This is a genomic window from Mesorhizobium sp. P160187, assembly GCF_057766425.1.
In genome coordinates, this window is the sequence record NZ_JBYMDX010000005.1 from 768,546 (window position 1) to 795,273 (window position 26,728).

At 62.9% G+C, this 26,728-nt stretch carries 29 protein-coding genes and 1 pseudogene; 20 read left to right on the top strand and 10 right to left on the bottom strand.

Translation table 11 applies throughout. The features are described from left to right. Positions 1 to 159 precede the first annotated feature (159 nt). From AC3CCE_RS28390 to AC3CCE_RS28410, 5 genes are all read left to right on the top strand, one after another. Positions 160 to 678, top strand: a complete 519-nt coding sequence (locus tag AC3CCE_RS28390; protein ID WP_352512324.1) for a sigma-70 family RNA polymerase sigma factor — start codon at positions 160 to 162, stop codon at positions 676 to 678. After that, entirely contained in the window at positions 675 to 1,466 is a 792-nt protein-coding gene (locus tag AC3CCE_RS28395; protein ID WP_023709777.1) for an anti-sigma factor family protein, read from the top strand. Before AC3CCE_RS28390 ends, AC3CCE_RS28395 begins: the two co-directional genes overlap by 4 nt. Before the next feature lie 159 nt (positions 1,467 to 1,625). Then, positions 1,626 to 2,723 (top strand): peptidase C39 family protein, encoded by a 1,098-nt coding sequence (locus AC3CCE_RS28400; RefSeq protein ID WP_352512323.1) that lies wholly within the window; start codon positions 1,626 to 1,628, stop codon positions 2,721 to 2,723. A 5-nt stretch (positions 2,724 to 2,728) separates the two neighbouring features. Next, complete coding sequence (locus tag AC3CCE_RS28405) at positions 2,729 to 4,192, top strand: RimK family ATP-grasp domain-containing protein (protein ID WP_352512321.1); 1,464 nt, start codon at positions 2,729 to 2,731, stop codon at positions 4,190 to 4,192. Between the two features lie 38 nt (positions 4,193 to 4,230). Next, positions 4,231 to 4,503 carry a DUF3303 domain-containing protein gene (locus tag AC3CCE_RS28410; RefSeq protein ID WP_352512320.1) on the top strand — a complete coding sequence of 91 codons (273 nt, stop codon included), beginning with the start codon at positions 4,231 to 4,233 and terminating at the stop codon, positions 4,501 to 4,503. Between the two features lie 13 nt (positions 4,504 to 4,516). Here AC3CCE_RS28410 and AC3CCE_RS28415 read toward each other — a convergent pair whose 3' ends face one another. Then, the gene (locus AC3CCE_RS28415; RefSeq protein ID WP_352625983.1) at positions 4,517 to 5,416 is read right to left on the bottom strand and encodes a LysR substrate-binding domain-containing protein; all 900 of its coding nucleotides are present in this window, start codon (positions 5,414 to 5,416) and stop codon (positions 4,517 to 4,519) included. Positions 5,417 to 5,729: 313 nt separating this feature from the next. On the opposite strand from AC3CCE_RS28415, the pseudogene AC3CCE_RS28420 reads away from it, so the two are divergent. Continuing rightward, positions 5,730 to 6,418: pseudogene (locus AC3CCE_RS28420) on the top strand (fatty acid desaturase). Positions 6,419 to 6,430: 12 nt separating this feature from the next. Here AC3CCE_RS28420 and AC3CCE_RS28425 read toward each other — a convergent pair. Further along, a complete protein-coding gene (locus AC3CCE_RS28425; protein WP_023827494.1) occupies positions 6,431 to 7,597 on the bottom strand; it encodes an amidohydrolase in 1,167 nt (388 codons plus the stop codon). Positions 7,598 to 7,688: 91 nt separating this feature from the next. Between AC3CCE_RS28425 and AC3CCE_RS28430 the strand changes: the two genes are divergently transcribed. Beyond that, entirely contained in the window at positions 7,689 to 8,537 is an 849-nt protein-coding gene (locus AC3CCE_RS28430) for an AraC family transcriptional regulator (RefSeq protein WP_031197387.1), read from the top strand. Here the strand turns inward: AC3CCE_RS28430 and AC3CCE_RS28435 are convergent. The 3 genes from AC3CCE_RS28435 to ygfZ form a co-directional block, all read right to left on the bottom strand. After that, entirely contained in the window at positions 8,506 to 10,638 is a 2,133-nt protein-coding gene (locus AC3CCE_RS28435; protein ID WP_031197386.1) for an EAL domain-containing protein, read from the bottom strand. The genes AC3CCE_RS28430 and AC3CCE_RS28435 overlap by 32 nt on opposite strands. Before the next feature lie 67 nt (positions 10,639 to 10,705). Continuing rightward, entirely contained in the window at positions 10,706 to 11,344 is a 639-nt protein-coding gene (locus AC3CCE_RS28440) for an HD domain-containing protein (protein WP_023670260.1), read from the bottom strand. Further along, positions 11,344 to 12,204 carry a CAF17-like 4Fe-4S cluster assembly/insertion protein YgfZ gene (ygfZ, locus tag AC3CCE_RS28445; protein ID WP_352625984.1) on the bottom strand — a complete coding sequence of 287 codons (861 nt, stop codon included), beginning with the start codon at positions 12,202 to 12,204 and terminating at the stop codon, positions 11,344 to 11,346. The genes AC3CCE_RS28440 and ygfZ overlap by 1 nt, the downstream gene beginning before the upstream one ends. An 82-nt stretch (positions 12,205 to 12,286) precedes the next feature. On the opposite strand from ygfZ, the gene AC3CCE_RS28450 reads away from it, so the two are divergent. From AC3CCE_RS28450 to AC3CCE_RS28460, 3 genes are all read left to right on the top strand, one after another. After that, complete coding sequence (locus AC3CCE_RS28450; protein WP_023673560.1) at positions 12,287 to 13,618, top strand: dihydroorotase; 1,332 nt, start codon at positions 12,287 to 12,289, stop codon at positions 13,616 to 13,618. 54 nt (positions 13,619 to 13,672) lie between these two features. Then, complete coding sequence (locus tag AC3CCE_RS28455; protein ID WP_027049982.1) at positions 13,673 to 13,900, top strand: hypothetical protein; 228 nt, start codon at positions 13,673 to 13,675, stop codon at positions 13,898 to 13,900. Positions 13,901 to 13,962: 62 nt separating this feature from the next. Then, a complete protein-coding gene (locus AC3CCE_RS28460) occupies positions 13,963 to 14,691 on the top strand; it encodes a nucleotidyl transferase AbiEii/AbiGii toxin family protein (RefSeq protein ID WP_023684480.1) in 729 nt (242 codons plus the stop codon). Positions 14,692 to 14,712: 21 nt separating this feature from the next. Here AC3CCE_RS28460 and AC3CCE_RS28465 read toward each other — a convergent pair whose 3' ends face one another. From AC3CCE_RS28465 to AC3CCE_RS28480, 4 genes are all read right to left on the bottom strand, one after another. Then, positions 14,713 to 15,516, bottom strand: a complete 804-nt coding sequence (locus AC3CCE_RS28465; RefSeq protein ID WP_352625985.1) for a hypothetical protein — start codon at positions 15,514 to 15,516, stop codon at positions 14,713 to 14,715. Positions 15,517 to 15,622: 106 nt separating this feature from the next. Further along, positions 15,623 to 15,880 carry a hypothetical protein gene (locus tag AC3CCE_RS28470; protein WP_023673564.1) on the bottom strand — a complete coding sequence of 86 codons (258 nt, stop codon included), beginning with the start codon at positions 15,878 to 15,880 and terminating at the stop codon, positions 15,623 to 15,625. A 328-nt stretch (positions 15,881 to 16,208) separates the two neighbouring features. Beyond that, positions 16,209 to 16,586 carry a TIGR02301 family protein gene (locus AC3CCE_RS28475; RefSeq protein WP_023698666.1) on the bottom strand — a complete coding sequence of 126 codons (378 nt, stop codon included), beginning with the start codon at positions 16,584 to 16,586 and terminating at the stop codon, positions 16,209 to 16,211. A 67-nt stretch (positions 16,587 to 16,653) separates the two neighbouring features. After that, positions 16,654 to 17,061, bottom strand: a complete 408-nt coding sequence (locus AC3CCE_RS28480) for an NUDIX hydrolase (protein ID WP_023698665.1) — start codon at positions 17,059 to 17,061, stop codon at positions 16,654 to 16,656. Positions 17,062 to 17,184: 123 nt separating this feature from the next. Here AC3CCE_RS28480 and AC3CCE_RS28485 point away from each other — a divergent pair, with 123 nt between their 5' ends. Next, a complete protein-coding gene (locus tag AC3CCE_RS28485; RefSeq protein WP_023698664.1) occupies positions 17,185 to 17,943 on the top strand; it encodes an SOS response-associated peptidase in 759 nt (252 codons plus the stop codon). A gap of 138 nt (positions 17,944 to 18,081) precedes the next feature. Here the strand turns inward: AC3CCE_RS28485 and AC3CCE_RS28490 are convergent, their stop codons facing one another. Further along, positions 18,082 to 18,237: a hypothetical protein gene (locus AC3CCE_RS28490; protein WP_023673568.1), complete on the bottom strand. Its 156-nt coding sequence runs from the start codon at positions 18,235 to 18,237 to the stop codon at positions 18,082 to 18,084. A 390-nt stretch (positions 18,238 to 18,627) separates the two neighbouring features. On the opposite strand from AC3CCE_RS28490, the gene cysS reads away from it, so the two are divergent. From cysS to AC3CCE_RS28535, 9 genes are all read left to right on the top strand, one after another. Beyond that, on the top strand, positions 18,628 to 20,061 hold the full coding sequence (gene cysS / locus AC3CCE_RS28495) for a cysteine--tRNA ligase (RefSeq protein ID WP_023673570.1): 1,434 nt from the start codon (positions 18,628 to 18,630) through the stop codon (positions 20,059 to 20,061). A 283-nt stretch (positions 20,062 to 20,344) separates the two neighbouring features. Beyond that, entirely contained in the window at positions 20,345 to 20,749 is a 405-nt protein-coding gene (locus AC3CCE_RS28500) for an endonuclease domain-containing protein (RefSeq protein WP_023673571.1), read from the top strand. After that, the gene (locus tag AC3CCE_RS28505) at positions 20,746 to 21,132 is read left to right on the top strand and encodes a VOC family protein (protein WP_023673572.1); all 387 of its coding nucleotides are present in this window, start codon (positions 20,746 to 20,748) and stop codon (positions 21,130 to 21,132) included. Before AC3CCE_RS28500 ends, AC3CCE_RS28505 begins: the two co-directional genes overlap by 4 nt. Positions 21,133 to 21,154: 22 nt before the next feature. After that, the gene (locus AC3CCE_RS28510; protein WP_023705379.1) at positions 21,155 to 21,661 is read left to right on the top strand and encodes a GFA family protein; all 507 of its coding nucleotides are present in this window, start codon (positions 21,155 to 21,157) and stop codon (positions 21,659 to 21,661) included. After that, positions 21,658 to 22,134, top strand: coding sequence for a GFA family protein (locus AC3CCE_RS28515; protein ID WP_023684470.1), 477 nt, complete (start codon positions 21,658 to 21,660; stop codon positions 22,132 to 22,134). Before AC3CCE_RS28510 ends, AC3CCE_RS28515 begins: the two co-directional genes overlap by 4 nt. An 8-nt stretch (positions 22,135 to 22,142) precedes the next feature. Next, positions 22,143 to 23,099, top strand: coding sequence for a prolyl aminopeptidase (gene pip, locus AC3CCE_RS28520; RefSeq protein WP_023824156.1), 957 nt, complete (start codon positions 22,143 to 22,145; stop codon positions 23,097 to 23,099). Between the two features lie 187 nt (positions 23,100 to 23,286). Next, the gene (gene cimA / locus AC3CCE_RS28525) at positions 23,287 to 24,903 is read left to right on the top strand and encodes a citramalate synthase (RefSeq protein ID WP_023709768.1); all 1,617 of its coding nucleotides are present in this window, start codon (positions 23,287 to 23,289) and stop codon (positions 24,901 to 24,903) included. Positions 24,904 to 25,041: 138 nt separating this feature from the next. Then, a complete protein-coding gene (rarD, locus tag AC3CCE_RS28530; protein ID WP_023824155.1) occupies positions 25,042 to 25,971 on the top strand; it encodes an EamA family transporter RarD in 930 nt (309 codons plus the stop codon). An 11-nt stretch (positions 25,972 to 25,982) separates the two neighbouring features. Then, positions 25,983 to 26,669: a glutathione S-transferase family protein gene (locus AC3CCE_RS28535; protein WP_023673578.1), complete on the top strand. Its 687-nt coding sequence runs from the start codon at positions 25,983 to 25,985 to the stop codon at positions 26,667 to 26,669. Positions 26,670 to 26,728: the final 59 nt, after the last annotated feature.

Sequence of the window (26,728 nt, forward strand, 5' to 3'; positions counted from 1 at the left end):
GGCCCTTTTGTTGATTGCGGGGAATAATTTAGCCGATCAACTCGTTATCTCACTGCTTGGGTGACCGGGGCGGCAGACCGCTTCGCGCTGGCCGCTTGCGCCGCGCCGGGAAGGCGCGTTCAATCGGGTTAAACAAGGGCGACCTCAGAACCAGCGGTCATGGACGAAAAGAAGGCAGCAATCCTTGGCGAAATACCGCGCCTGCGCCGCTACGCACGCTCGCTTCTGCGCGACCGCGAATCCGCTGACGATCTCGTCCAGGATTGCCTCGAACGAGCGCTCTTGCGGCTTGAAAGCTGGCAGACGGGAGAAAGCCCCCGGAGGTGGCTGTTTACGATCATGCATCATTTGTTCATCGATCAGATGCGCAAGGTGAACCGGCGCGGTGAGGCGGCGATCCTACCGCTTGACGCAAACGAGGCGCAGGCAGTCCCCGCCGAGCAGGCGGAGAACGCCACCTCGCGCGAGATCATCGACGCATTGCAGGCGATCAGCCCCGACCGTCGCGCCGCACTCGTCATGGTCGCCATCGAAGGATTCTCCTATGCCGAAGCCGCCAACATTCTCGGCGTGCCCGCCGGCACGCTGATGTCGCGCATAGCGCGCGGACGCGAGGAGCTGCGCAGCCTGCTCGATGACACGGCGCGCCGTCGCTCGATAAGGATCGTCGAGAAATGACCCGCCGCGATTTTTCCGAACGCGATATCCACATGGCTCTCGACGGCGAGCTGCCGGGCGACGAGCGCGCCGCCTACGACGCCTGGATCGACGCCAATCCCGAAATGAAGGCCAAAAGCGCCCGCTACACCGCCGACCGCACCGCGTTGCGCGCCGCCTTTGCCGGTGTGCTCGACGAGCCCGTGCCGGTGCTGTTCAAGCAGATCGTTAGCGGTGAAGGCGCGACCAAGGCGGCGGCGCGGCAGTCGCGCTGGTGGCTTGCGCCCGCGGCGGCCGCAGTGCTCGTCATCGGCGGTCTTGGCGGCTATTTTGCCGGCATCGACGGCATCGGCAGGGAAGATGGCGCCGATGACCAACTGGCCGAAGAGGCGATCGCCGCCCATGTCATCTATGCCGCCGAACAGCGCCATGCGGTGGAAGTGCCGGCAAGCGACAAGGATCACCTGCAGACCTGGCTGTCCAACCGCGTCGGCCTGAAACTGGTGGCGCCGGATCTGGTGGCGGAAGGCTTCCAGCTGGTTGGCGGCCGGCTGCTGCCGGCCGGCCAGGGCAAGGCAGCGATGCTGCTTTACGAGGACGCCAAGGGTCAGCGCATCTCCTTGTTCGTTACCGCTGATTCCTCAGCCAAGTCCAAGGGCACCTACATGGCCGAGGCCGACGGCCCCGAGGCGGTCTACTGGCTGGACAAGGGCTATGCCTGCGCCGTCGTCGGCTCGCTGCCGCGCGAGCAACTGGCTGCGGTCGCCAAGCGGGCCTACGGTCAGCTTCTGGCTGGTATCGCCAGTTAAGCGCATTCCGTTTCGGGAATGCGCCGGGGTAGAAAGTGTCACAATTCGGCCCTATTCGAAGTGCGATAGCGCTTGATGGATATCGGCGTTTCGGCTGATGTTTGCGACGTTTTTGACCGCGGCCTTTTCCTCCACCCAATCGAGGTTTTCCAAACCCGCATGCCTGCCGAGATTCGCAAGGCCCGCGCGTCCGACGTCGATGACCTCGCCGCCATCGAGAAGGCGGTCTTTTCCAGTGACCGCATTTCCCGGCGCTCCTTCCGCCTGTTGATCGAACGCGAGACAGCCGAGATGCTGGTCGCCGAAAGCGATGGTCGTGTCGCCGGCTACGCCATCGTGCTGTTTCGCAAGGGCAGCGGCGTCGCCCGGCTCTATTCGCTTGCCACCAGCCCGTTTTTCAGCGGCCGCGGCATTGGCCGCATGCTGCTTGCAGCGGCCGAAGAAGCTGCCTTCGAGCACGACCGCATGATGTTGCGTCTCGAAGTGCGCGAGGACAATCTTCGCGCCATTGGCATCTATGAGCAGAGCGGCTACCACAAGATCGGTCGCGAGCCTCACTATTACGAGGATGGCGCCACCGCGCTGCGCTACGAAAAGACCTTGCGCGGCGATATTCCGGTCGCCACCAAGGTCCCGTTCTACCAGCAGACCTGCGAGTTCACCTGCGGTCCATGCTGCCTGATGATGGCGATGGCCAATTTCGATTCCGGCTTCGTGCCCGATCCGGTCATGGAAATCCGCCTATGGCGCGAGGCAACGACCGTGTTCATGATGTCCGGCCCAGGCGGCTGCGAGCCCTTCGGCCTTGCGGTTTCCGGCTACGAAAGCGGGCTTGCGGCGGAAATCTTCGTGTCCTTCTATGGCGCGCTGTTCTTGCAATCGGTGCGCAGCGACGACAAGCGCCGGGTGATGGAACTTGCCCAGGTGGACTTTCGCCGCCGCGCGGAACTTTACGGCATCCCGGTGAATTACCGTCCATTCACCATCGACGATATCCGCGGCGCCCTGGCTCAGGGAAAACTGGTGCTGGTGCTGATCAGCGGCTTCCTGATGTTCGGCAAGAAGGTGCCGCATTGGGTGCTGGCTATCGGCGACGATGGCGACCACATCCTGATCCACGATCCCTGGGTCGAGGACGAAAGACAGGAGACCATCCTCGATGCCGCCAACATTCCCGTGCCGCACGGCATCTTCATGAACATGGCGCAATTCGGCCGCGACGGACTGCGTGCTGCCATCACTCTTGGGAAACGCTGATAACAATGACCTGGGTCATCCTCACCGGCCGTCAGAACGATCTCGACCCGGCGGCGACGCCGCACAAGATCATCACCAACCGTGACTATCTTGCGCATCCGGCGCTGTTTCGCGGCCAGCAGCCGAAGGTTATCAACCTGTCGAACAATTACGCCTACCAGAGCCGCGGCTATTATGCCTCTCTGCTCGCCGGTTCGCGCGGCCACAAGGTCATCCCGACGGTCGAGACGATGATCGACCTGTCCGAGCGCAAGCTCTACGAGCACGCGCTGCCGGAACTGGAGCTGGCGCTCAACAAATGCCGCAAGGATCTCGGTGGCGTTTTCCCGCAAAAAATCTGCATCTTCTTCGGCATCGGACCGTCGAAGGTCTGGGACCGCTTCGCCAAGCTTTTGTTCGACTGGTTCCGCGCTCCGGCGCTTGAGGTTCACATCAAGGACAGCGCCGAATGGGCTTCGATCCGCAAGATCGGATTCCTGCCGCTGGCCAGGATGGCCGAGGAGGAAGAAGCCTTATTCGTGCAGGCGCTCGAGACGTACACCAACCGCGAGTGGCGCGACACCAAGGGCCGCACCCCGGCACGCTACACCTTCGCCACGCTGGTCGATCCGCATGAGGAACTGCCGCCGTCGGAGATTTCCTCGCTGCGTTACTGGGCCAAGATCGCCGAAAAGATGGGCGTCGAAATCGAGCCGATCACCAGGAAGGACTTGGCCAAGCTAGCCAATTACGACGCGCTGTTCATCCGCGAGACCACCTCGATCTCAAACCACACCTACCGCTTCGCGCGCCGCGCCCAGCAGGAAGGCATGCCGGTGATCGACGACCCGCTGTCGATGATCCGCTGCACCAACAAGGTCTATCTCAACGAACTGATGGCCTACAACAAGGTGCCGGTGCCGCCGACGGTGATGATAGCCGGCATCTCGGACCTCGAACTGGCGGCGCAGACGCTGGGCTTTCCGCTGGTGCTGAAGATCCCGGATTCATCGTTCTCGCGCGGCGTCAAGAAATGCGGCAACTTCGAAGAACTGAAGACGCTCGCCACCGAGTGGCTGGAGGATTCCGATCTTCTGATCGCGCAGAAATTCATCCCGACCGAATATGACTGGCGCGTCGGCGTGCTCGGCGGGCAGCCGCTGTTTGCCGTGCATTATTTGATGGCGAAAAAACACTGGCAGATCGTCAACCACAAGGCCAGCGGCAAGCCCGACCAGGGCGGCATCAAGACCTTCACGCTAAAAGAGACGCCGCCGCATGTCGTCGACACCGCGGTGAAGGCGGCGCGCTGCATCGGCGACGGGCTTTACGGCGTCGATCTCAAGGAAACCAAGGATGGCGTCTTCGTCATCGAGGTCAACGACAACCCGAACCTCGACCATGGCTGGGAGGATTCCGGCGAAAAGGACGAAGTCTGGGTGCGGCTGACGCAATGGTTCCTGGAGCGGCTGGACCGTCCCGGGCGTTAGTTTGCCGTCCCGGGCGGTAATTCAACCGAGGGGGAAAAATGCAGTTCATCGTCATCGAGGATTTCACCGGCTGCGACCGCAAGGAGATCTACCGCCGTTTCGGCGAGCGCGGCCGATTGAAGCCGGACGCGCTTGTCGTGCACCACTCCTGGATCGCGGCTGATATGAGCCGCTGCTTCCTTTTGGTCGAAGCCGATGACGTCACGCTGCTGCAGCGCTGGGTTATCGAATGGGCTGACCTGGTGGAGTTCGAGATCATTCCCGTGGCGACGAACAAGGACATGGTCGCCGCACTGGCCGGCCATCTCTGAGCAGCTCGGGCCATCAGCCGAGCACCGGCGAACCCACCGACCGCCGGCATTCCTCAATCAGCCAATTGCGAAACGCCGCCACCAGGTCGCGCCTTGCACTGCGTTCCGGGATCGTCAGGCAATAGGGCTGACGCAGCGCGATCGATAGGGCATTAGCCCGGACCAAACGGCCCAATTCCAGCGCCCCGGCGCAATAAATGCCTTGCGCCAGCGCCACGCCCAGCCCTGAAATGGCAAGGTCGAGCGCTGCCCGCGACGAGTTCGCCGACAGGCCGCGCTGCACTGTGCGGCCGGGCTCTATGCCCGCCGCCTCGAACCATGTGCGCCAAGACGGAAACGACGCGCCGGTCGGTCCCCAGTCGGTGTGAATCAGTGGCAGACCGGCGAGGCTGTCGGTTTTGGCGGTGAGTTCTGGCGCGCAGACGGGGTAGACGGCGTCCCTGACGATCTCCTCGCTCGGGTGTTCACGATAGTGCGGGCCGAAGGAAAGCCGGATGTCGATCAGTTCGCGGTCGAACGGCACCGGATCGTCATCGCCGCGCAGGGATATGTCGACGGCGCTGTGGCTGGCGACAAAGCCGGCGAGGCGTTCGGAAAGCCAGCCCATCGCCATGGACGGCGGCACCGATACGACAAGCCGCGGGCGGAAGGCATCGCTGCCACGCGCGATGCTGCCGATCTCCCGAAAAGCCAGGGTCAGCCGGGGCAGCATCTCGACGCCGGCTTCCGTCAGCACCACGCGGCGGTTGACGCGATGGAACACTTTTCGACCCATCTGCTCCTCGACGGTGCGAATGAGCTGGCTGACCGCAGCCGCCGCGATCGAGAGCTCATCCGCCGCTGCGGCGAAACTCCCCGAGCGCGCCGCCGCCCCGAAGGCTTGAAGTCCTCTCAGGGAAGGAAGCGCGGTCATGGGCTATCCGATAGTAAGGTAAGCTTATCTATGTCGCAGAAATCCTCGTTTTTCGAAAGCTTTCTTATTCGAGTAGCTTGGCGCCATGACCGTATCGGCCCAGTTTGAACCCAGAGACCATCGCGACGTCGTCGCGTCTCTGACCAATGAGCAGCGCAGCCGCCTGACCGGCAAGTCGGACGGGCCGGGTCTGGTCCAACTCGCCTTCCATCTCGGCGCGATTGTGGCTATCGGCGGGCTGATTGCGGCCAAGGTGCCGTACTGGCCGCTGTTGATGTTGCCGCAAGGCATTCTCATCGTCTTCCTGTTCACGTTGCTGCATGAGACGGTGCACAGGACGGCGTTCGAGACGCAGTGGCTCAACGATGCCGCCGCAAGGGTCTGCAGCCTGGCGATCGCGCTGCCCGCCGACTGGTTTCGCTATTTCCACTTCGCCCATCACCGTTTCACCAGGATCCAGAGAACGATCCGGAACTCGCCTTCCCGAAACCGGAGACGATGCGGCAATACATCGTCCACGTCTCGGGCCTGCCGGTGTGGTGGGGGCATTTGCAGACACTCTACACCAACGCGATTGGCGGCTGCCACGACAGCTACGTGCCGCCGAAAGGCCTGCCCAAGGTGCGCACTGAAGCCCGCGCCATGATCGCTTTCTATGTCGTGGTCGCCGCGCTAGCCCTGTGGTTCGAGGCAAGTGTACTGCTCTATGTCTGGATCGTGCCGGCGCTGCTCGGCCAGCCCTTCCTCAGGCTCTATCTGCTGGCCGAGCATGGCCGCTGCCCGCTTGTCGCCAACATGCTGGAAAACACCCGCACCACGCTGACCAACTGGCTGGTGCGCAAAGTCGCCTGGAACATGCCGTATCACGCCGAGCACCACGCCAATCCCGGCGTGCCCTTCCATCAGCTGCCGGCCTTCCACCAGCTGATCGAGCGCCATCTCAAAGTCGTCGAACCCGGCTATGTCAGCTTCCACGAGAAATACGTCGAGACCTTGCGCTGAGGCGCTCGGCCGTCAGCGTAGCGTCTGCTCAACGAGCGTGACGAAATAGCGGAGCACGGTGGGGACGATGGCGTCGTTGAAGACATAGCGATCGCCGTGCAGCCCTTCGCCCAGTCTGACCGCTCCTGCGCCGACCCAGGCATAGCAGCCGCCGGCTTCGCGGACCATGTAGGCAAAATCCTCGCAGCCGAGGCTCGGGTTGAATGCGGTCTCGACCTGCTCGCGGCCGACAACCGCGGTTGCCGCCTGGACGGCTTGGGCCGTCGCGGCTGACGTGTTGACCAGCGGCGGGTAGCCTTTCTTGTAGGCGAGCTTGGCGGTGAGGGCATGCGCCGAGGCAATGCCTTGCGCGATGTCGCCGATCAGCCCTTCGCAATGGTCCGACAAAGCGGGCTCGAAGAAGCGGCAGGTTCCCTGCAGCCAGACCTTGCCCGGCACGATGTTGCCGACATTGCCGCCATGGATCTGCGTAATCGAGACGACCAGCGCCGCCTGCGGGTCGACCGAACGGCTGACGATACGCTGAACGGCTTGAACGAAGGCGCTGGCCGCAAGCACGGGATCGTCGCCAAGCTGCGGCATGGCGGCATGCGCGCCGGTCCCCTCGAAGCTCAGTTCGAAAGTGTCGACGGCCGCCATCATCGACCCGGCCCGGGCCGCGATCTTTCCGAGCGGCAGCCCCGGCCAGTTGTGGACGGCGTAGACGGCTTCCACGGGGAAGCGCTCGAACAGTCCGTCCTCGATCATCCGCATGCTGCCGCCTTCATTTTCTTCCGCCGGCTGGAAGATGAAACAGACGGTGCCGTCGAAGGCTCTGTTGTCGGCGAGCAGCTTGGCGGCGCCGAGCAGCATCGCGGTGTGGCCATCGTGGCCGCAGGCATGCATCACGCCGTCTTTTTTCGACGCGTAGGACAGTCCGGTCTTTTCCAGCACGGGCAAGGCATCGAGTTCGGCCCGAAGCCCGATGGCGCGCACGCCTGGCTGTCCCCTGAGAACGCCGACGACGCCGGTGCCGCCTATGCCTTCATGAACCTCGTCGAGCCCGAAGGTGCGCAGCTTGTCGGCAACGAAGCGCGCGGTCTCATACTCCTGGAAACCGAGTTCGGGGTTGGCGTGGATGTGATGCCGCCATTCCACCACCTGCGGGGTTAGGGCGGCGATGGGGTCGTTGTGCAGCATTGCGCTCTCCTTGCCGGCTATCGTAAATTCGGCCTTGTCGATGCCAGCACGTAGAGGATTTGCGCCGGCGGCGTCTTGAACAGGATTGACCGTGTCTGGAATTCAACAGCCTCAGGAGACGACGCAGTTCTGGCGTCATCCGCGCTTTCGCGATCTTGGCATGCTCAAGGCGCGCTTCACGCGGCATCGCTACCAGCTGCACACGCACCCCACCTATGTCGTCGCCCTGATCACGCAAGGGTGCGAGCGGGTCCGCATCGGCAACGAGACTGTCCTCGCGCCGTCGGGCACGGTTCTGCTCGTCAATCCGGAGATATGGCATGACGGCGAGGCGGGTGCCGACCAGGGTTGGGTTTACCGCACCTTCTATCCGTCGGCCTCGCTCATGGGTGCGATCGCGGACGAACTCGGGCAGGATCGCCCGCCGTTGTTTTCGCAAGCGATCGTCGATGATGCCGATCTCGTCCAGGCAGTAGGCGTCGCGCACTTGGCTTCGACATCGGGTGATGCCACGAGCGCCGAAACATCCATGCTGATCGCCTTGCGCAAGCTCATCCTGCGCCATGGCGATTGGGGCGGCCGGCGGCGCGAGGCGGTCGAAAGCTTCGGATCGAAAAGCCGGCTCCGGGTCTATGAACAGGTCATCGAAGACCATCTGAACTCGGACCTCGATTTGCAGCGGCTCGCTGAAGCCGCAGGCGTGACGCGCTTTCAAGTTATCCGCGATTTCAGGAAAGTGCTGGGTCTCACCCCTGCTGCCTTCATCCGTGACCGCAGGCTGCGCCGTGCCGATCTGCTGATCCGGCAAGGTTCAGATCTCGCCGGTGCCGCCTTTGCGGCCGGCTTCTGCGACCAAAGCCATCTCTCGCGCACCTTCCGCGCCGCGCATGGAATGACGCCGGGGATGTTCAGGCGCGCCGGGACGCTGCCCTCGTCTTGAGAAGTCGAGCCATGTCGGCGGCCTTTGACGGCATGCCGATCAGAAAGCCCTGCGCCTCGACGCAGCCAGCCTTGCGCAATATGTCGAGCTGCGCTTCGGTCTCGACGCCTTCGGCGGTGACAGTGATGCCAAGTTCGGCACCAAGCCCGATGATCGTGCGCACGATCGCCGCCGTGTCCTTGTTGTCGATATCGTGGATGAAGGAGCGGTCGATCTTGATCTTGTCGACGGGAAAACGCCTGAGATAGCCGAGCGACGAATAGCCGGTGCCGAAATCGTCGAGCGCGATGCGGATACCGAGTTCGCGCAGCTGTCTCAGCGTCTTCAGCACCGTCTCGCTCTCATCCATCAGCACGGTCTCGGTGATTTCCAGTTCGAGCCGGCTGGCCGGCACGCCGGAAACGGCCAGCGCCGAAATTACGCTGCGGGCAAAGTCGGCGCTTCTGATCTGCACTGCCGAGACATTGACGGCGATGCGCATTACAGGCGGCCAGCCGGCGGCCACGCTGCAGGCCTGTTTCAGCGCCCATTCGCCCAGCGGAACGATCAGCCCGCTGTCTTCGGCGGCTGCGATGAAATCGTCGGGCGCCACCAGGCCGCGCGTCGGTGAATTCCACCGCATCAACGCTTCGGCGCCGACGATCTTGCCCGACGCGATGTTGGTGATCGGCTGGAACTCCAGCACGAACTCCCGCCGTTTCAGTGCCGTCTCGAGATCGGTTTCGAGCGCCAGGCGCGCCCGCACCAAGGCATCCATGCCGGGCTCGAAAAAGCGGTAGACGTTGCGGCCTTCGCTCTTGCCGCTGTAAAGCGCCATGTCGGCGTTCTTCAAAAGCGTGTCGGCGTCCTTGCCGTCACCGGGATACAGCGCGATGCCAAGGCTGATGCCGACATGCATGTCGCGGCCCTTGTCGCGAAACGGCTGGCTGACGACAGCGACGATGCGTTTTGCCAGTTGTTCCGCATCGGTGGCGCCTTTGGGATTGAACTGCAGGATGGCGAACTCGTCGCCACCGAGGCGGGCGACCACATCGGTGTCGCTGCGCAGGCTGTGCCGCAACCGCTCCGCCACGCATTTCAGCAGCCAGTCACCGGCCGGGTGTCCCCAGGTGTCGTTAACGGCCTTGAAGCGATCGAGGTCGAGCGAGAAGATCGCCAACGGTGTATCGCCGGCCATCGCCTGGTCGAGCCGTTCGCGAAACATCGAGCGGTTGGGCAGGTCGGTCAGCGTGTCGTAATGGGCAAGGTGGCTCATGCGCTCTTCGGCGCGCCGGCGCTCGGTGATGTCTTCGAAGGTCGCCACCCAGCCGCCACCGGCAAGCGGCCGGCGCGCAACCAGCAGCGTTCGGCCATCGGCAAGGCTGCGGTCTGTCGAACGCTCCTCACCGGCCTGCAGGCTGGCTCTGGTGTTGGCGATCTCGCCGTCGATGTCCATCGACGGATAGATGCGCAGTCGCACCATCTGTTCGAGCAGGGCGCGCTGGCTCATGCCGAGCGGGAAGTCGTCAGGCGTGACCTTGTAGAGGTCGAGGAAGCGCTGGTTGCGCACGATCAGCGTGCCTTCGGCGTCGTACATCAACAGGCCTTGCGACATGTTGGCGAGCGCCGCATCGAAGCGGCGGTGCTGCTCCTTCAGTTCCTGCTCGGCCCGCCTTTGCTCCGTAATGTCCTCATAGATCGACACCCAGCCGCCTGAGGCCAGCGGCCGGTGCGTGATGGAAACGATACGTCCGTCCGACAGTATTTCCTCGTAGGTCGAGGCTTGCGCGCGCTCGATATAGGGCTTGCGGATGGCATACAGGTCTTCGGCGCTCTGTGAGGCGACACCGATGTCGACGCTGTGCTTTAGAATGTCCAGGAACGCGATGCCGGGCCGCACGATCTTCGCGTCGAGGGAGAAGATGCTGATATAGTTGCCGTTGCAGATGATCATCCGCTCGTCGGCGTCGAACATGCACAGCCCATGCGACATATTCTCGACGGCCGCGGAAAAGCGTTCGTTCTGGTGGCGCAGTTCGTCGGCGATCTGCCGTGGCGCGGCGACGCCTCCGGCTCCCCGTCTGCGGACGGGCGAACCACCCTTGACGTGCGCAACGGACATGAGGCGTGCCTGCTGACCGTGATCGAAACCCGGTACTGTGGTTACCGCTGGTTAATTTAGCGTATGTTCACTGCGCCGAATGCACGGCAACCGTTGCCTGGCGTTGCTTTTCAAGCGTTGCGTAGCGTTTGAGGAAGGCAGCTTGCGCCGAGGTCACCGAGTGCGGCTTAAAGTCGAAGCGGTCGGCATTGAACCCGCGCGGCCGGCCGAAGAACTCGGTTGCTTCCGCGGTCGAGAAACCGGCAAGCAGCGTCGCCTCGTAATAGGCGGCGATCTGGTCGGCGCGCTTGATCTCCTTGCGCAAGCCGACGCCGAGTTCGGGCGGCAGCGAAAAGCGCTGATGGATGGCGCGCTGGAGACGCAGCTCACACTCCTTGTAGGAGCCGCCCATTACCGATTTGAACGGCGAGATCATGTCGCCGATGACATATTCCGGCGCGTCATGCAGCAGTGCTGCCAACTGAGCATTGGCCGAGGCGTCCGGCTGCAACTCGCTGAACAGCGCCTCGACCAGCAGCGAATGCTGGGCGACCGAAAAGGCGTGATCGCCGCGGGTCTGCCCGTTCCAGCGGGCGACGCGGGCAAGCCCGTGGGCGATGTCGGAGATTTCGATGTCGAGCGGCGAGGGATCTAGCAGGTCGAGCCGCCGTCCCGACAGCATGCGCTGCCACGCGCGCGGTGGCGCTCCGACGCGATCGGCAGCCATCAGGCGTCCTCCGCGCCGATGGCTTCCCTGGGAAAGCTGAACTTCGCCCAGGACGGGATGGCGAGCGAGACGGTGACATCACCGGCCAGTACCGGCTGGCCAGCGTCGAGCGCCGCCTTGACCCGGTCGATGCGGGCAATGGCGAGTCCGGCCGTGCCCGCGCTGGAACCGAGCGTGCCGACCGGCCGCCCCGCAACCGTCAGCTCCGTGCCGGGCGCGGGTAAGGCGCGGTCGGCCGAAACGATCAGCACGCGGCGCCTGGCGGTGCCGCGATGCTGCATGCGCGAGACCACTTCCTGGCCGACATAGCAGCCTTTCTTGAAGCCGACGCCGCCGGTCTCGTCGAGCAGCACGTCGTGAGGGAAGGCATCGCCGAGCTGATAATCGGAACCGCTTTCGGCAATGCCTTTGGCGATGCGGAGCGCCTTCCACGCAGCCGGGTCGCCACCTGCGGATGCGCCGCCATAGGAACGGCTCACAACCACATCGCGGAAGCGGACATCGGCAAGTGTCGTTGAATCAGAAGGTGAGGCGCTTGAATCATCGCCCCAGGCAACCGTCACAAGCACTTGATCCTGCCTAGCAATCTCGGCCTTGGCGCGCAGCTTGTAAAGCATCAGCCGGCGCAGGAAGTCGTCTGCGATGTCGGCACGGCAATCCAGCCGGAATGCGTCTTCGCCGCTACGCGAGATCAGGAAATCAAACAGGATCTTGCCTTGCGGCGAAAGCAGCGCACCGGGCTTTGCCGCGTCGACGGCCAGCGTGTCGAGGTCGGTGGTGAGGATGTTCTGCAAAAAATGCTCGGCATCCGGGCCTGACACGGAAATGAGAGCGCGGTCTTTGAGCAGGGCAAAAGGCATGGGCGGCAAAGAACCTGATCTTGCAAAACGGTCGGCCTTTACGTAAGCCGACGATACTCCCCCCGCAAGAGACCGAACGCCCATGGCCACCACCTACGACCTCATCCTGACAGGCGGCACGGTGGTCAACCATGATGGCGAGGGCGCGCGCGATGTCGGCGTCAAGGGTGGTCGCATCGTCGCAATGGGCGATCTTCGCCAAGCTTCGGCCGGCGAAGCGATCGACTGTCGCGGGCTGCACGTCCTGCCCGGCGTCGTTGACAGCCAGGTGCATTTTCGCGAGCCGGGGCTGGAGCACAAGGAAGATCTCGAGAGTGGATCTCGCGCCGCTGTTCTGGGCGGGGTCACCGCCGTCTTCGAAATGCCCAACACCAATCCGCTGACCACCAGCGAGGCGGCGCTTGCCGACAAGGTGCGCCGCGCCACCAGCCGGATGCATTGCGACTTCGCCTTCTGGGTTGGCGGCACACGCGAGAATGCCAATGATGTCGGTGAGCTCGAGCGGCTGCCGGGTGCTGCCGGGATAAAGGTGTTCATGGGCTCGTCCACCGGCGACCTGCTAGTCGAGGACGACGAGGGTGTCGCATCGATCCTGCGCAACACCCGCCGCCGCGCCGCCTTTCACTCGGAGGACGAGTTCCGGCTGCGCGAGCGCCTGGGCCTGCGCGTCGAGGGCGACCCGTCCTCACACCCCGTCTGGCGCGACGAGATCGCGGCCTTGCGCTGCACCGAGCGGCTGGTGCGCATCGCGCGCAGCACCCGCGCCCGCATCCATGTCCTGCACATCTCCACTGCCGAAGAGATCGTGTTCCTCGAACAGCACAAGGATGTCGCCACCTGCGAGGCGACGCCGCACCATTTGACGCTCACCGCCGACGACTATGCGCGGCTGGGCACGCTGATCCAGATGAATCCGCCGGTTCGCGCGGCCCGCCATCGCGACGGCGTCTGGCACGGCATTGCGCAAGGCATTGTCGATGTGCTCGGCTCCGACCACGCCCCCCACACGCTGGCCGAAAAGGCAAAGCCCTATCCGGCCTCACCGTCTGGCATGACCGGGGTGCAGACGCTGGTGCCGATCATGCTCGACCACGTCAATTCAGGCCTGCTGACCCTGCAGCGCTTCGTCGACCTCTCCAGCCACGGCCCGCAGCGCATCTTCGGCATGGCCCGGAAAGGCCGTATCGCCGCAGGCTATGACGCCGATTTCACCGTTGTCGACATGAAGTGCCGCGAGACCATCACCAATGCGCAGGCCGGCTCCAAGGCCGGCTGGACGCCCTATGACGGCAAGGAAGTCACCGGCTGGCCGGTCGGCACCATCGTGCGCGGTCGTCGCGTGATGTGGGAAGGCGAGATCGTCACGCCCGGGCAGGGCAGGCCGGTAGAGTTTTCCGAGGCGCTGCCGGCTTAGCGGTTTCTTGCTGCGTTGGATTTTTTAAGCGCTATCCACTACGTTAAGGGCATTATGAACGCAGATATCGCGCCCATGATTGTCCCTGCGGAGTTTCCGGAGCTCCAGGCGCTCGCCTGGAACCGCGATGCGGCACGCCCGATTCCGGCCGAAGAGGCATTTGCGCTGTATGAGCGTAATTGGCGGTTTGTCGATCAAAAGCGTCTTACTGTGCGTGAGAAGATGCTTATCCAAAGTTTGGCAGACAAATTCGGTCACGGCGTGCTCTTGACCGCCGGCTGATTTCCCTCACCTGATCGTTCCTCGCAGCCGGAATATCAACAGGACACACCGCGAGCGTCATGATGGAATTCAAGAGGCCCGAGCACCAGATCATTGCCGAAGCGCTCGGATTGATGGATCGCCATTTCCTGACCGCAAACCAGTGCTGGTTCGGCGGTGGCACTGCGATCGTTATGAAATTCGGGGAATATCGCCGCTCACTGGATGTGGACTTCCTGTGTGCCGACAGTGATGGCTATCGCGAATTGCGGACCTCCGCAGCCGAACGTGGCGTCAGAGCATTCTTTCCTGAGCCGGTCGAGGCTGTTCGGGACTTCCAGATCGATCAATATGGCTTGCGGACGATCGTGCGGTTGAAAGGCCAAACGATCAAGTTTGAAGTCATCCGCGAAGGCCGCATAAAACTGCGAGGCCATTTCGACGACGATCTGAATGTATCCGCCCTGGTCCCGGCGGATATGTTTGCCGAGAAGTTGCTGGCGAACGCGGATCGATGTCAGGACCGTGCAATTGCATATCGCGATGCCATCGATCTTGGAGTGCTGGTTGGCATCTATAAGGAAATCCCGAGCGACGCTGTTGGCAAGGCGAAGGCGGCCTATGGCGTGGATATCGAGCGCAAGGTGGCTTGGGTGGTAAACAGGCTGCGGGACAAGGAAGAATTGCGGCATGCCGCCGAGGTGCTGCAAATGGATCCCAACGCGGCGGTCGAAGCGATTTCGGCCCTTCGAAATGAAGGTATCCGCATATGGCCTGACACAGGCCTCGAGCTTTCTAGCCCTAGCCAGTAGCCATCCCAGGGGAACCGCCGTTCAATCCCCGGCGACGAAAAACGTCCACTGCCCGGTGGGCGTAATGCCGACGCGGTAGAAGATGTAGGCTCCGAACTGCTTCATGTCGTCATAGTCGCCGGCGGTGACGATCTTGAACAGTTCGACCCGCTGCCTGGCGTTGAGCTTGTCCAGCGGCAGGGCGAAGAAATATGGCCAGACATAGAGTTCCTGCGGTGTGCCGACGTCTACATGGACATAGCCGGCATTGAGCACCTCTTCCAGGATAGCGAGGATTTCCTGACCTTCCTTGTCGCCCGATAGCCCTTTCAGGAAGGCGATCGGGTCGCCCTCGATTTCGCCCAGCGACAATTGGGTCATGGTGTCGCCCTTGCCGATCAGCGGCCGCAGCTTCTCGATGTCGCCGCTGACGCAGGCCTCGACCATCAGATCGCGCATGCGCCTGACGGGCTCGGGCAATTTGGAAAGGTCATAGACGACTTCGGGCACCGGCGCTTCTGGATCGGCACGCGGGTTGGCCACGCCGCCATCGTTGGCGGGGGCTTCCGGTTGGCTTTGTTCGGGCTCCGTGGGCGATTTCGGCTGGCTGGCGGCCGGTGGCGCCGTGCGGGGCAGATCGGGCATTGGCACTGAATTTTCAGACGGCGCCGTCTCACCATTGGCTGGTGGCCCGGCAGGAGCTGGAAGCTCCTCGCGCTTGATCTCGCTCAGCGCATAGGCAGGGTTGCTGGTCAGGACAAGCGCCAGCGGAACCGCGGCGCAGGAAGCGGCAAGCCAGATGCTGAGGACCACGCCGCGAGGCCGGCCTGACATCGAAAAATTCACCGCTTGCCTCTCCTCGGGCCTAGGCTCTTCAGGCATGATGCCCAAACGACTCGCCGTCGTCAAAGAACCGGTAAGCTGGCAGTGCACCCTCTGAGACGCGCGACGCCTAGTGCCGAAACCGCTCCGGCTCGAAGGCGCCGGCGATCACCTTTTCACGCATGCGATCGAGCAGGGCAAGGGCCGAGGTTTCGCCATTGGCTCGCAGCATCTCGCCGAACGCGGTTTCAAGCGCTGCCTCGGCGATGATTTCAGGTTCTATGCCGGCCGACAGACCTTCCGCCCAGGCCTCGCTATGGCTTTCCACCGCGGTCAGGCGCTTTTCTTCCCTGACCAGCGCGTCGATGTCGTTGACGCCATGTTCCATTTGCGATGTCCACCTTTTCAAGCGGCGGTCCGACGGGTCGGATCCGGCTTGGGCTGCCCCTATCTCACGCAGGCTAAGTAAGTATCTGTAAATACGACATTTTTTTGATCATCTTTACAAACTTCGTCGCCTGCGTTCGGTCCGATTCAAACTTAGCCGATTAGACCGGTGAGCGGGATGAAAACCTTCAGTTTGAGTTAATTCCGCATTCGCGCGCTAACGTTTCGTTAATACTGTTGCGCAAGTGCAACACCAAGATTGCATCAACGTGCCGTGGATACAAGGCGGGTGCTCGAAAAGGCGTTAGCTAAACGCCGTCTGGCGCTCGTCAGTTGCCGTAACGCGAGGCGATGTCGCGCGACAGCGTCTCGCCTTCCTTCATGTAGCGGCTGATGGCTTCGGTCGCTGACGGCGTGCATTGGGTATAGGTGCCGCCGAAGGAACGGTAACCGCGGTTGAAGCTGGCGATGAAGCGGGCACGCCGCTCCGGATCGGGATTTTCCGAATCGATCAGCTTTTCCATCTCGGTGCGCCACTGGTCGCCCTTTTCGCCGCACAGATTGCGCAGGAAATGCAGCGACCCCAGCACCTCGGCCAGTCGCATCAGCCCGGGCTCGAACGGCGACTCGGCGGCCAGCGCCGGCTGCACGGCAAAAGCCGTGGCGGTGGCGATGCATGCGGCAAGGAACAGCGAGGCGCGGGTCATAAGTCTATCTGACGAAACATTTTGTCGCCTGCAAGGCGATTCTCGGAGCGGCAGATATGGGCCTGCTTCAGGCCAAAAGCTCTTCAGCCACCTCCATGACGTCACCCGCGAGCGGCAGCGTCGCCATTTCATCAAGACTATAGAAGGCGGCGGTCTCGGCATCGTCGCTGGCCGTCGCTTCGCCGCCGGCATAAACGGCGCCGAACACGGTCAGCAGATAGTCGACCGGGTGATTCTCGCCGCTGCCGTCGATGTGGATGTCGCGAAGCGGACGATAGTCCTGCGCCCGCAGCCCGGTTTCCTCCAGCAATTCGCGCACTGCTGCTTCTTGCAGCGTCTCGCCGGGCTCGACCTTGCCGCCGGGAAAGGCATAAAGCCCCTGCGACGGCGGCCGCGCCCGTTTGACCAGCAGCACCGTCCTGCCGCGCACGACGGCGACCGAGACTGCGGGAAGTGTCTTGCGCTGCTCGTTCATCGATATCGATTCGCTTATGTGAGGCCCACCCTGTGGACCGGCTGGCAGCGAGCAGCTTTAGCGGTTGCGCAGCGCCGGTTCCATCGCCACGTTCGCGATCGGATCAATTCATCGAGCTTGCCAATGTGCGGACGCTTTGCCCTGACCGCGACGCCCGACCAGACCGCCGCCTTGCTCGGCCTGGCGGAGCTGGACGATTTTCCGGCCCGCTACAACATCGCGCCGACGCAGCCGGTGCTGATGGCGCTGTCGGGACCGCCGCGCATGCCGGGCTCGAATTTCCCGGATCGCCAGGCGATGCTGGTGCGCTGGGGGCTGATCCCCACCTGGGTCAAGGACACCAGGGAATTTCCGTTGCTCATCAACGCGCGTTCGGAAGGCGCTATTGAAAAAGCCTCGTTCAAAGCCGCCATGCGCCATCGCCGTGCCTTGGTGCCGGCCTCCGGCTTCTATGAGTGGCAGCAATCCGGCAGCGGCAAGAAGGGCCAGCCCTACTGGATACGGCCGAGGCATGGCGGGTTGATCGCCTTTGCCGGGCTGATTGAAACCTATGCCGAGCCGGGCGGTTCGGAAATGGACACCGGCGCCATTCTTACCATCAACGCCAATGCCGGCATCGCCCATATCCATGACCGGATGCCGGTGGTGATCGCGCCTGAAGATTTTGCCCGCTGGCTGGACTGCCGCACGCTCGAGCCGCGCGATGTGGCCGACCTGCTCAAACCCGCGCTGCCCGATTTCTTCGAGGCAATTCCGGTCTCCGACCTCGTCAACAAGGTCGCCAACACCGGGCCGGAGATACAGGACATGGGCATCGTCGAGCCCGGCAAGGTCAGGCGCCAGAAGCCCGGCGCGGACGACAGTCAGATGACGCTGTTTTAGAGCGCGCTCCCAAGAAGCCAGGTCCGGTCTTCGGGAAGAACCTGCTCAATAGGAAGAGCTGTTGTTTTCAGGCGCGCTATGGGCGCCTCAGCCTTCCGTTCCGGCGCACGCCTTGTCGGCGGCCGGCACGATGCCTGTTCAGGCAGCGCGGGGCGAAGTGATTTTCGGCGCCGGCTTTTTATTCTTCGCGGTATGGAGAAGGGCGGCGACGATCGCGGCCGGGCCGATCGCACGGTAGTGGTTGGCGAGCGCCGGTTGCTTGGCGCGGCTCGATTCCTGCTTGGTTCGTGACATCGATCTCTTCCCTGGTAACATTTCCGTGTCTGCGTTTGCCGGCCGAATCTGACCGAATCGTGACCTATGGTGGACTAGCCGGCGAATGTTTCATGACTGTGCCGACATGTTTAATAAAATGTTTCAGCGGCTCCTGACCTATGATCCAGCGACGCTTTTGCCGGAAGTTGCGACTTGACGGCAACACCGGCCAAGGCGATAAAGCCGCCGATGAAAACGTTTTCCGCCATTTGTGGCATTTGCATTATTGGCTAGCTTCGCGCTGGTCCGGACGTTTTCGCCTCATCTTTCCCCAGAGTGGACAAACGCCCCGGCCAGCAGGCTGGAGCCGATTTGTGCCTTGGCACAGGTTAGACTCCATCCAGAACTTAACGGGCCGGAAGGGCACGCATGTCTGACGCATCGAAGGGTCTCAGCCTCTACAACACGCTAACGCGGACGAAGGACGTGTTCCTCCCGATCGACCCGTCGAATGTGCGCATGTATGTCTGCGGCCCAACCGTCTACGACTTTGCCCACATCGGCAATGCGCGTCCGGCGATCGTCTTCGACGTGCTGTTCCGTTTGCTGCGTCACCTCTATGGCGAGGCTGGTGTCACGTATGTGCGCAACATCACAGATGTCGACGACAAGATAAACGCCCGCGCGCTGCGCGATTTCGGCGCCGAGATCGCGTCGGGAAGCCTGACGCTCAACGAGGCGATCCGCCGCGTCACCGAAAAAACCGCCGATCAGTACCACAAGGATGTCACCGCACTCGGCTGCTTGCCGCCCACGGTCGAGCCACGCGCCACCGAGTTCGTCGCGCGCCGCGCCGACGGCAAGGTTGACATGATCACCCTCATCGAACGTTTGATCGAACGCGGCCACGCCTATGTCGCCGCCGGCGAAGTGCTGTTCGACACCGCCTCGATGCCGGATTATGGCGAGCTGTCGAAGCGCAATCTCGACGAACAGCAGGCCGGTGCGCGAATTGCCGTCGACGCTCACAAGAGGAGCCCAGGGGATTTCGTGCTGTGGAAATTGTCGTCACCGGAGGAGCCCGGCTGGGACAGCCCATGGGGCAGGGGCCGGCCCGGTTGGCATATCGAGTGCTCGGCCATGTCGGCCGCCTATCTCGGCGACGTCTTCGACATCCATGGCGGCGGCCTCGACCTGATCTTCCCGCACCATGAGAACGAGATCGCCCAGTCGCGTTGCGCCCACGGCACCGACGTCATGGCCAATGTCTGGATGCACAACGGCTTCCTGCAGGTCGAGGGCCAGAAAATGTCGAAGAGCGTCGGCAATTTCTACGCCATCGCCGAACTGCTGGAAACCGACACTTTCGGCGGCCGCAAATGGCCGGGCGAGGTGCTGCGGCTGGCGATGCTGATGACGCATTACCGCGAGCCGATCGATTTTTCCGTACGCAAGCTGGAAGAGGCCGAGAATACGCTGCGCAAATGGAAGCGCGCCGCCGATCTCTCCCCGTCGGCAGGGCAAGTTCCGGCGGAGGTTGTGGCGGCGCTGTCTGACGACCTCGCCACCTATGCCGCCTTCCAGCAGCTCACGCAGCTTGCCGGTGAGGCCGCGGAGGGCAACGAAGCGGCCGCATCGCTGAAGGCATCGCTGTCGTTCCTCGGCTTCGATATCGGCGCGGCCAAGGTCGACGAGGCAGCGATCGCCAAGGCGATCGCCAAGCGCTTGGAACTGATCGCAGCGAAAAACTGGGCCGAGGCCGACCGCATCCGCGACGAGCTTCTGGAGCAAGGCGTGCAGCTGAAGGACGGCAAGGATCCTGTCACCAACGAACGCGTGACGACGTGGGAGGTGAAGCGGTGAGGGTGGCGCGAGACACCGTTGTAAGATTGGCGAAGGCGGCAGCGACAGCCAATCTCCCCCCTTGCGGGGGAGATGTCCGGCAGGACAGAGGGGGGTTCGAAGAAACGCCAGCGTTCCTTCTTGCCCACTTTCATTTCGGCCATTTTCTGAGAACGCAATGGCTGCCGGTTGAGACGCTGGCGGGACAGCACCCCCCTCTGTCCTGCCGGACATCTCCCCCGCAAGGGGGGAGATCAGCCCTCGCCTCGGTTTTCGCTAATCGCCAGCGCGGAGTGGCCTGAGCATGGGTCACGACCTCGTTCCATCGCGTCAGCGCAAGAATGCAAAGTCCATGCGTCGCGTCATGGCCGATGCCGAGCTGAAACTGTGGAATGAGTTGCGGGCTCACCGGCTGATGGGGATGAGCTTTCGCCGACAGGTACCGATTGGACCCTACATTGTCGACTTCGCCTGTTCGGCCCATCACCTCGTAGTCGAGGTTGATGGCAGTCAGCATGCCGACGTAGAAGATGCAGAACGCGACAAGGCACGCAGCGCTCAATTGAGTGCCAGTGGCTGGACCATCCTGCGCTTCTGGAACGACGACGTCATCCGCGATATCGACAATGCCTGCCAGCACATCGTCATCGGGGCCGGCTTGGCCGGCGCCGACGTGCCGGCGCCAGCAAGGGAGGAGCTTGTTTCATGATCGACCATCTCGGCATCAATGTCGCCGACTTCGACGCGTCGAAAGCCTTTTATGACCAGGCGATAGCGCCGCTTGGCGCTTCGCTGATCTACATGGTGCCACTGGAATATACCGGCGGCGCCAAGGTCGGTGGCTATGGCCGCGACCGGCCGGTGTTCTGGCTGCAGGCCAGCGATGACAAGCCGAGGACCCATCAGCACGTCGCCTTCACCGCGCGCAGCCGCGCCGAGGTCGACGCCTTCCATGCCGCGGCGCTCGCCGCCGGCGGCAAGGACAATGGCGGGCCGGGGCTGCGCCCGCATTATCACCCGGACTATTACGGCGCCTTCGTCTTGGATCCCGACGGCAACAATGTCGAGGCCGTCTGCCATGCGCCCGAATGACTATGAAACGGAGTGAGACGCCATGAGCCTCGACAACCGGCCGATCTACACCGGCGGCTGCCAGTGCGGCGCGGTGCGCTTTCGCGTCGAGGGTGCGCTGGGTGACGCCTCGATCTGCCATTGCCGCATGTGCCAGAAGGCGTTCGGCTCATTTTACGCGCCCCTGGTCTCGGTGCGTGGCGCCAAACTCGACTGGACGCGCGGCGAACCGAAATATTTCGCCTCGTCCAGCCATGTCGATCGTGGCTTTTGCGCCAATTGCGGCACGCCGCTGACCTTTACCGCGCCCGACGGCATCGGCCTCGCCATTGGCGCCTTCGACAATCCGGCTGATATCGTGCCGCTGATCCAGTGGGGCACGGAGGCAAAACTTCCCTATGTCGATACCATCCCGCAATTGCCGGCCGAGGACACTATGGCCGACATGTCGTCGGCGCCTTATCTCGCCGAGCTCGTCTCCTACCAGCATCCCGACCATGACACCGACCAATGGGACACCGAACACCGGCCGCCAGAGGGAAAATCATGACGGATGAAGTTCGAACCGGCGGCTGCCAGTGCGGCGCCGTGCGTTTCCGCATCAAGGGCAAGCTCGGCCGGGCGTCCATCTGCCATTGCCGCATGTGCCAGAAACAGTTCGGGTCGTTTTTCGGCGCCCTGGTGACAGTGCCCAAGGATGGCGTCGAATGGGTGCGCGAGGAGCCGACCTACTTCCAGTCGTCGGTCAACATCGATCGCGGCTTCTGTGCCCGCTGCGGTACACCGCTGACCTATCGCCAACCTGGCGCACTGGAGATCGCCATCGGCGCCTTCGACGACCGCTCCGATCTGGCGCCGCAAATCCAGGTCAACTACGCGGTCCGATTGCCTTGGGTGGAAACGATCTTTGACCAGCCCGTGCATCAGGATCCGGATTTCTACTCCCGCCAGGAGCAGATCATCTCGTTCCAGCATCCCGACCACGAAACCACGGACTGGCCCGCGCACGGCCTGAAGATATGAGCAATGAAATGAACAGTGAACTTCGTACTCTTTATCCCGAGATCGAGGCCTTCGAGTCCGGCATGCTCGATGTCGGCGACGGCCATCATATCTATTGGGAGCGCTCCGGCACCAGGGGCGCCAAGCCGGCCGTGTTCCTGCATGGCGGTCCTGGCGGCGGCTTCTCGCCAAAACATCGGCAATTGTTCGACCCGAAGCTTTACGACGTCATCCTGTTCGACCAGCGCGGCTGCGGGAAATCGACACCCAACGCCTCGCTCGAGGCCAACACCACCTGGCACCTGGTTGCCGACATCGAGCGGCTGCGTGAGATGTGCGGCTTCGAAAAATGGCTGGTGTTCGGCGGCTCGTGGGGCTCGACGCTGGCGCTGGCCTATGCCGAGACGCATCCTAATCGCGTCAGCGAGCTTGTCGTGCGCGGCATCTACACGCTGACCCGGGCCGAGCTCGAATGGTACTATCAGTTCGGCGTCTCCGAGATGTTCCCCGACAAATGGGAGCGTTTCCTGGCGCCAATTCCTGAAGCCGAGCGCGGCGACATGATGGCCGCTTACCGCAGGCGGTTGGTCGGCGCCGATGGCAAGGCGCAGCTGGAAGCCGCCCTTGCCTGGAGCCTGTGGGAAGGTGAGACGATCACGCTGCTACCGGAGCCGGAGACCAGCGACAAGTTCGGCGAGGACCACTTCGCCATCGCCTTTGCCCGCATCGAGAACCACTATTTCGTCCACGCCGGCTGGCTGGAGGAGGGGCAGCTTCTGCGCGATGCCCATAAGCTCGCGGATATTCCCGGCACAATCGTCCACGGCCGCTACGACATGCCGTGCCCGGCGCGCTATGCCTGGGCCCTGCACAAGGCCTGGCCGAAGGCGGATTTCCACCTCATTGAAGGCGCCGGCCATTCCTATTCGGAGCCGGGGATTCTGGATCGGCTGATACGCGCGACGGATGGGTTTGCGAGGAAATGACAGCGCGTGGCACCCCCCTCTGTCCTGCCGGACATCTCCCCCTCAAGGGGGGAGATTGGCTGTCATCGGCGCTTTCGCAAATCTTCATCGCTGCAGGAAACGATCCGACGCTAAAGCTGCCGATCTTCCCCCTTGAGGGGGAGATGGCCGGCAGGCCAGAGGGGGGTGCTCGCGCGCCAACAGAACAATGACCAAACAACGCCTCTATCTCTTCGACACAACCCTCCGCGATGGCCAGCAGACGCCGGGCATCGACTTTTCCGTCGAGGACAAGATCGCGATTGCCAAGCTGCTCGATGAGTTCGGCATGGACTATGTCGAAGGCGGCTATCCCGGCGCCAATCCGACCGACACCGCCTTCTTCCAGCAGAAGCGCACGGCGAAGGCAAAGTTCGTCGCCTTCGGCATGACCAAGCGGGCAGGCGTGTCGGCATCCAACGACCCGGGCCTGGCAGCGCTCGTGCAGTCCAAGTCCGACGCCATCTGCTTCGTCGCCAAGAGCTGGGACTATCATGTCCGCGTCGCGCTCGGCTGCACCAATGAGGAAAACCTCGACTCCATCAAGGCTTCGGTCGAAGCAGCAATCGCCGCGGGCAAGGAAGCGATGGTCGATTGCGAGCATTTCTTCGACGGCTTCAAGGCCAATCCGGACTACGCACTGGCCTGCGCCAGGACTGCCTATGAAGCCGGCGCGCGCTGGGTGGTGTTGTGCGACACCAATGGCGGCACGCAGCCCTCGGAAGTGCGCGCCATCGTCGACAAGGTCATTGTTTCAGGTATTCCGGGCGGCCATCTCGGCATCCATGCCCATGACGACACCGGCCAGGCGGTGGCCAATTCGCTCGCCGCCGTCGAGGCCGGCGTGCGCCAGATCCAAGGCACGCTGAACGGCATCGGCGAGCGCTGCGGCAACGCCAATCTGGTCTCGATCGTACCGACGCTGGCGCTGAAGCCGGCCTTCGCCGATCGGTTTGAAACCGGCATCTCGGCCGAGGCGCTGACCGGGATATCCCGGCTTTCCCGCGCCTTCGACGAATTGCTGAACCGCGCTCCGGAAGCGCAGGCGCCCTATGTCGGCGCCTCGGCCTTCGCCACCAAGGCCGGCATCCATGCCTCCGCACTGGCCAAGGAGCCGGCGACCTATGAACATGTGCCGCCCGAGGCGGTAGGCAACCGCCGCCGCGTTATGGTTTCGGACCAGGGCGGCAAGGCCAATTTCCTCGCCGAGCTGAAGCGGCGCGGCATCGATGTGCCCAGAGACGACCATCGTCTCGATGCGCTGATCTCGGTGGTCAAGGAGCGCGAGGCCGAGGGCTACGCCTATGAGGGCGCCGATGCCTCCTTCGAGCTGTTGGCGCGCAAAATGCTGCACGGCCTGCCGGAGTTCTTCAACGTCACTTCGTTCCGCTGCATGGTCGAGCGCCGCTTCGATGCCAACGGCCAGTTGAAGACGGTCTCCGAAGCCATCGTCAAGGTGATGGTCGAGGGCGAGGAGAAGATGTCGGTGGCCGAAGGCCACGGCCCGGTCAACGCGCTCGACATCGCGTTGCGCAAGGACCTCGGCAAATTCCAGAGCGAGATCGCCGACATGGAGCTCGCCGATTTCAAGGTGCGTATCCTCAATGGCGGCACCGAGGCGATCACCCGCGTCCTGATCGAATCGCATGACGGCACCGGCGCCCGCTGGTGGACGGTCGGCGTCTCGGAAAACATCATCGACGCCTCCTTCCAGGCGCTGATGGATTCGATCGTCTACAAGCTGATGAAGAACCGCGACATGGCGGGATTGGTGGCGGCGGAGTAAGCTTGCAGGACTTGGGTTCCTCGCCCCTCGAAGTGGGGCGAGGAACTGCCGGCGCCCCTTGAACCATCAGCGGAAGTCCATTGATCCATCATAATTTTGCGATGGTTTTGGATGGCCCACTGGGCCATAGCGTTTGCCATGGCCAGCAACACGATCCAGCCCGACGCCGACTCCAAAGCCCGTAGCGGCTTTCTCCTCGCGCTCGGCGCTTATCTGCTATGGGGGCTGTTGCCCTTCTACATGAAGGCGGTTGCGCATCTGCCGCTGATCGAGGTGATCGCCCACCGCATCGTCTGGTCGGTGCCGATTGCTGCTGCAGTGCTGGTCTGGGCCGGCCGCACAGCCGATTTCAAGGCGGCGATCCGCTCGCCGCGCAGCATCGCCATGGCGGCGCTGACGGCGACCCTGATCTCCGTCAACTGGGCCATCTATGTCTGGGCGATCTCGGTCGACCGCACCGTCGAGACCGCGCTCGGATACTACATCAACCCATTAGTTAGCATCGTCGTCGGCGCGTTGTTGCTCGGCGAGAAGCTCGACCGGCTGCAGATCGCGGCCGTGTTGCTGGCGGCGGTCGCCGTTGCCGTTCTGACCGTCGATGCCGGCAAATTGCCTTGGGTGTCGTTGGCGCTGGCGTTTTCCTTCGCTGCCTATGGGTTCTTCCGCAAGACGCTGCCGATCGGCCCGAGCCAGGGCTTTCTGCTCGAAGTGCTTTTGCTGTCGGTGCCGGCGCTTGCCTACATCGTCTTCCTGGTCGTCAACGGCCAGGACCATTTCATCTCCAGCAACGGCACCGATATGGCTTTGCTCATCGGCTGCGGCCCAGTCACCTCGGTGCCGCTGCTTCTGTTCGCCTTCGGCGCCAAGCTTCTGCGCCTCTCCACCATCGGCATCATGCAGTACATCGCACCGACCATGGTGTTCCTGATCGCCGTGCTGATTTTCGACGAGCCGTTCGGCACCACGCAAGCAATTGCCTTCGCGCTGATCTGGGCGGCATTGGCGATGTATTCCTGGTCGATGTTTCGTGGCCGTGAAATCAGCCCGGTGGCGTTGGCCCCGAAGTAGGGAGCCTTTCGATGTACGTGCTGCATATCGCCAACAAGAACTATTCGTCATGGTCGCTGCGGCCATGGGTGCTGATGCGCACCCTCGACATTCCGTTCGAGGAGCAATTGACGCCGTTTCCGACCGGGCCCAGTTTCGATCTTTACCGGGCGTTCTCGCCCAGCGGGCGCGTGCCTTGCCTGGTGGATGACGGCTGGGCTGTCTGGGATTCGCTGGCTATTGCCGAGTATCTCGCCGAGCGCCACCATGGTGTGTGGCCTGCCGAGGCCAAGGCGCGAGCCTGGGCGCGCTCGGCCGCCGCCGAAATGCATTCTGGTTTCACGGCCTTGCGCGGCGCATGCCCGATGAATTGCGGCTTGCGGGTGAAACCGTTGCCGATGTCGGACGCGCTGAAGCAGGATCTGTTCCGTTTGGGCGATCTCTGGAACGATGGCCTTGCCCTGTTCGGCGGGCCGTTCCTTGCCGGCGGCCATTTTACCGCCGTCGACGCCTTCTTTGCTCCGGTGGCGTTCCGTGTGCTATCCTATGGGCTGTCTTTCGAAGGGGCAGCTGCAGCCTATCCCCCGCAATTGCTTGGCCTGCCGGCCATGCAGGAATGGTATGCGGCGGGTCTCGCCGAGACCTGGCGGGAGCCGGACCATGAGGCGGAGGTCGCTGCCGCCGGCACCATCGTCGAGGATCTTCGCGCTACGGCGTGATGGGCATTCCAGGAAAAGCGCGCCGCGTTCCCTTGGGAATTGCGTGAAAACAAAGGGAT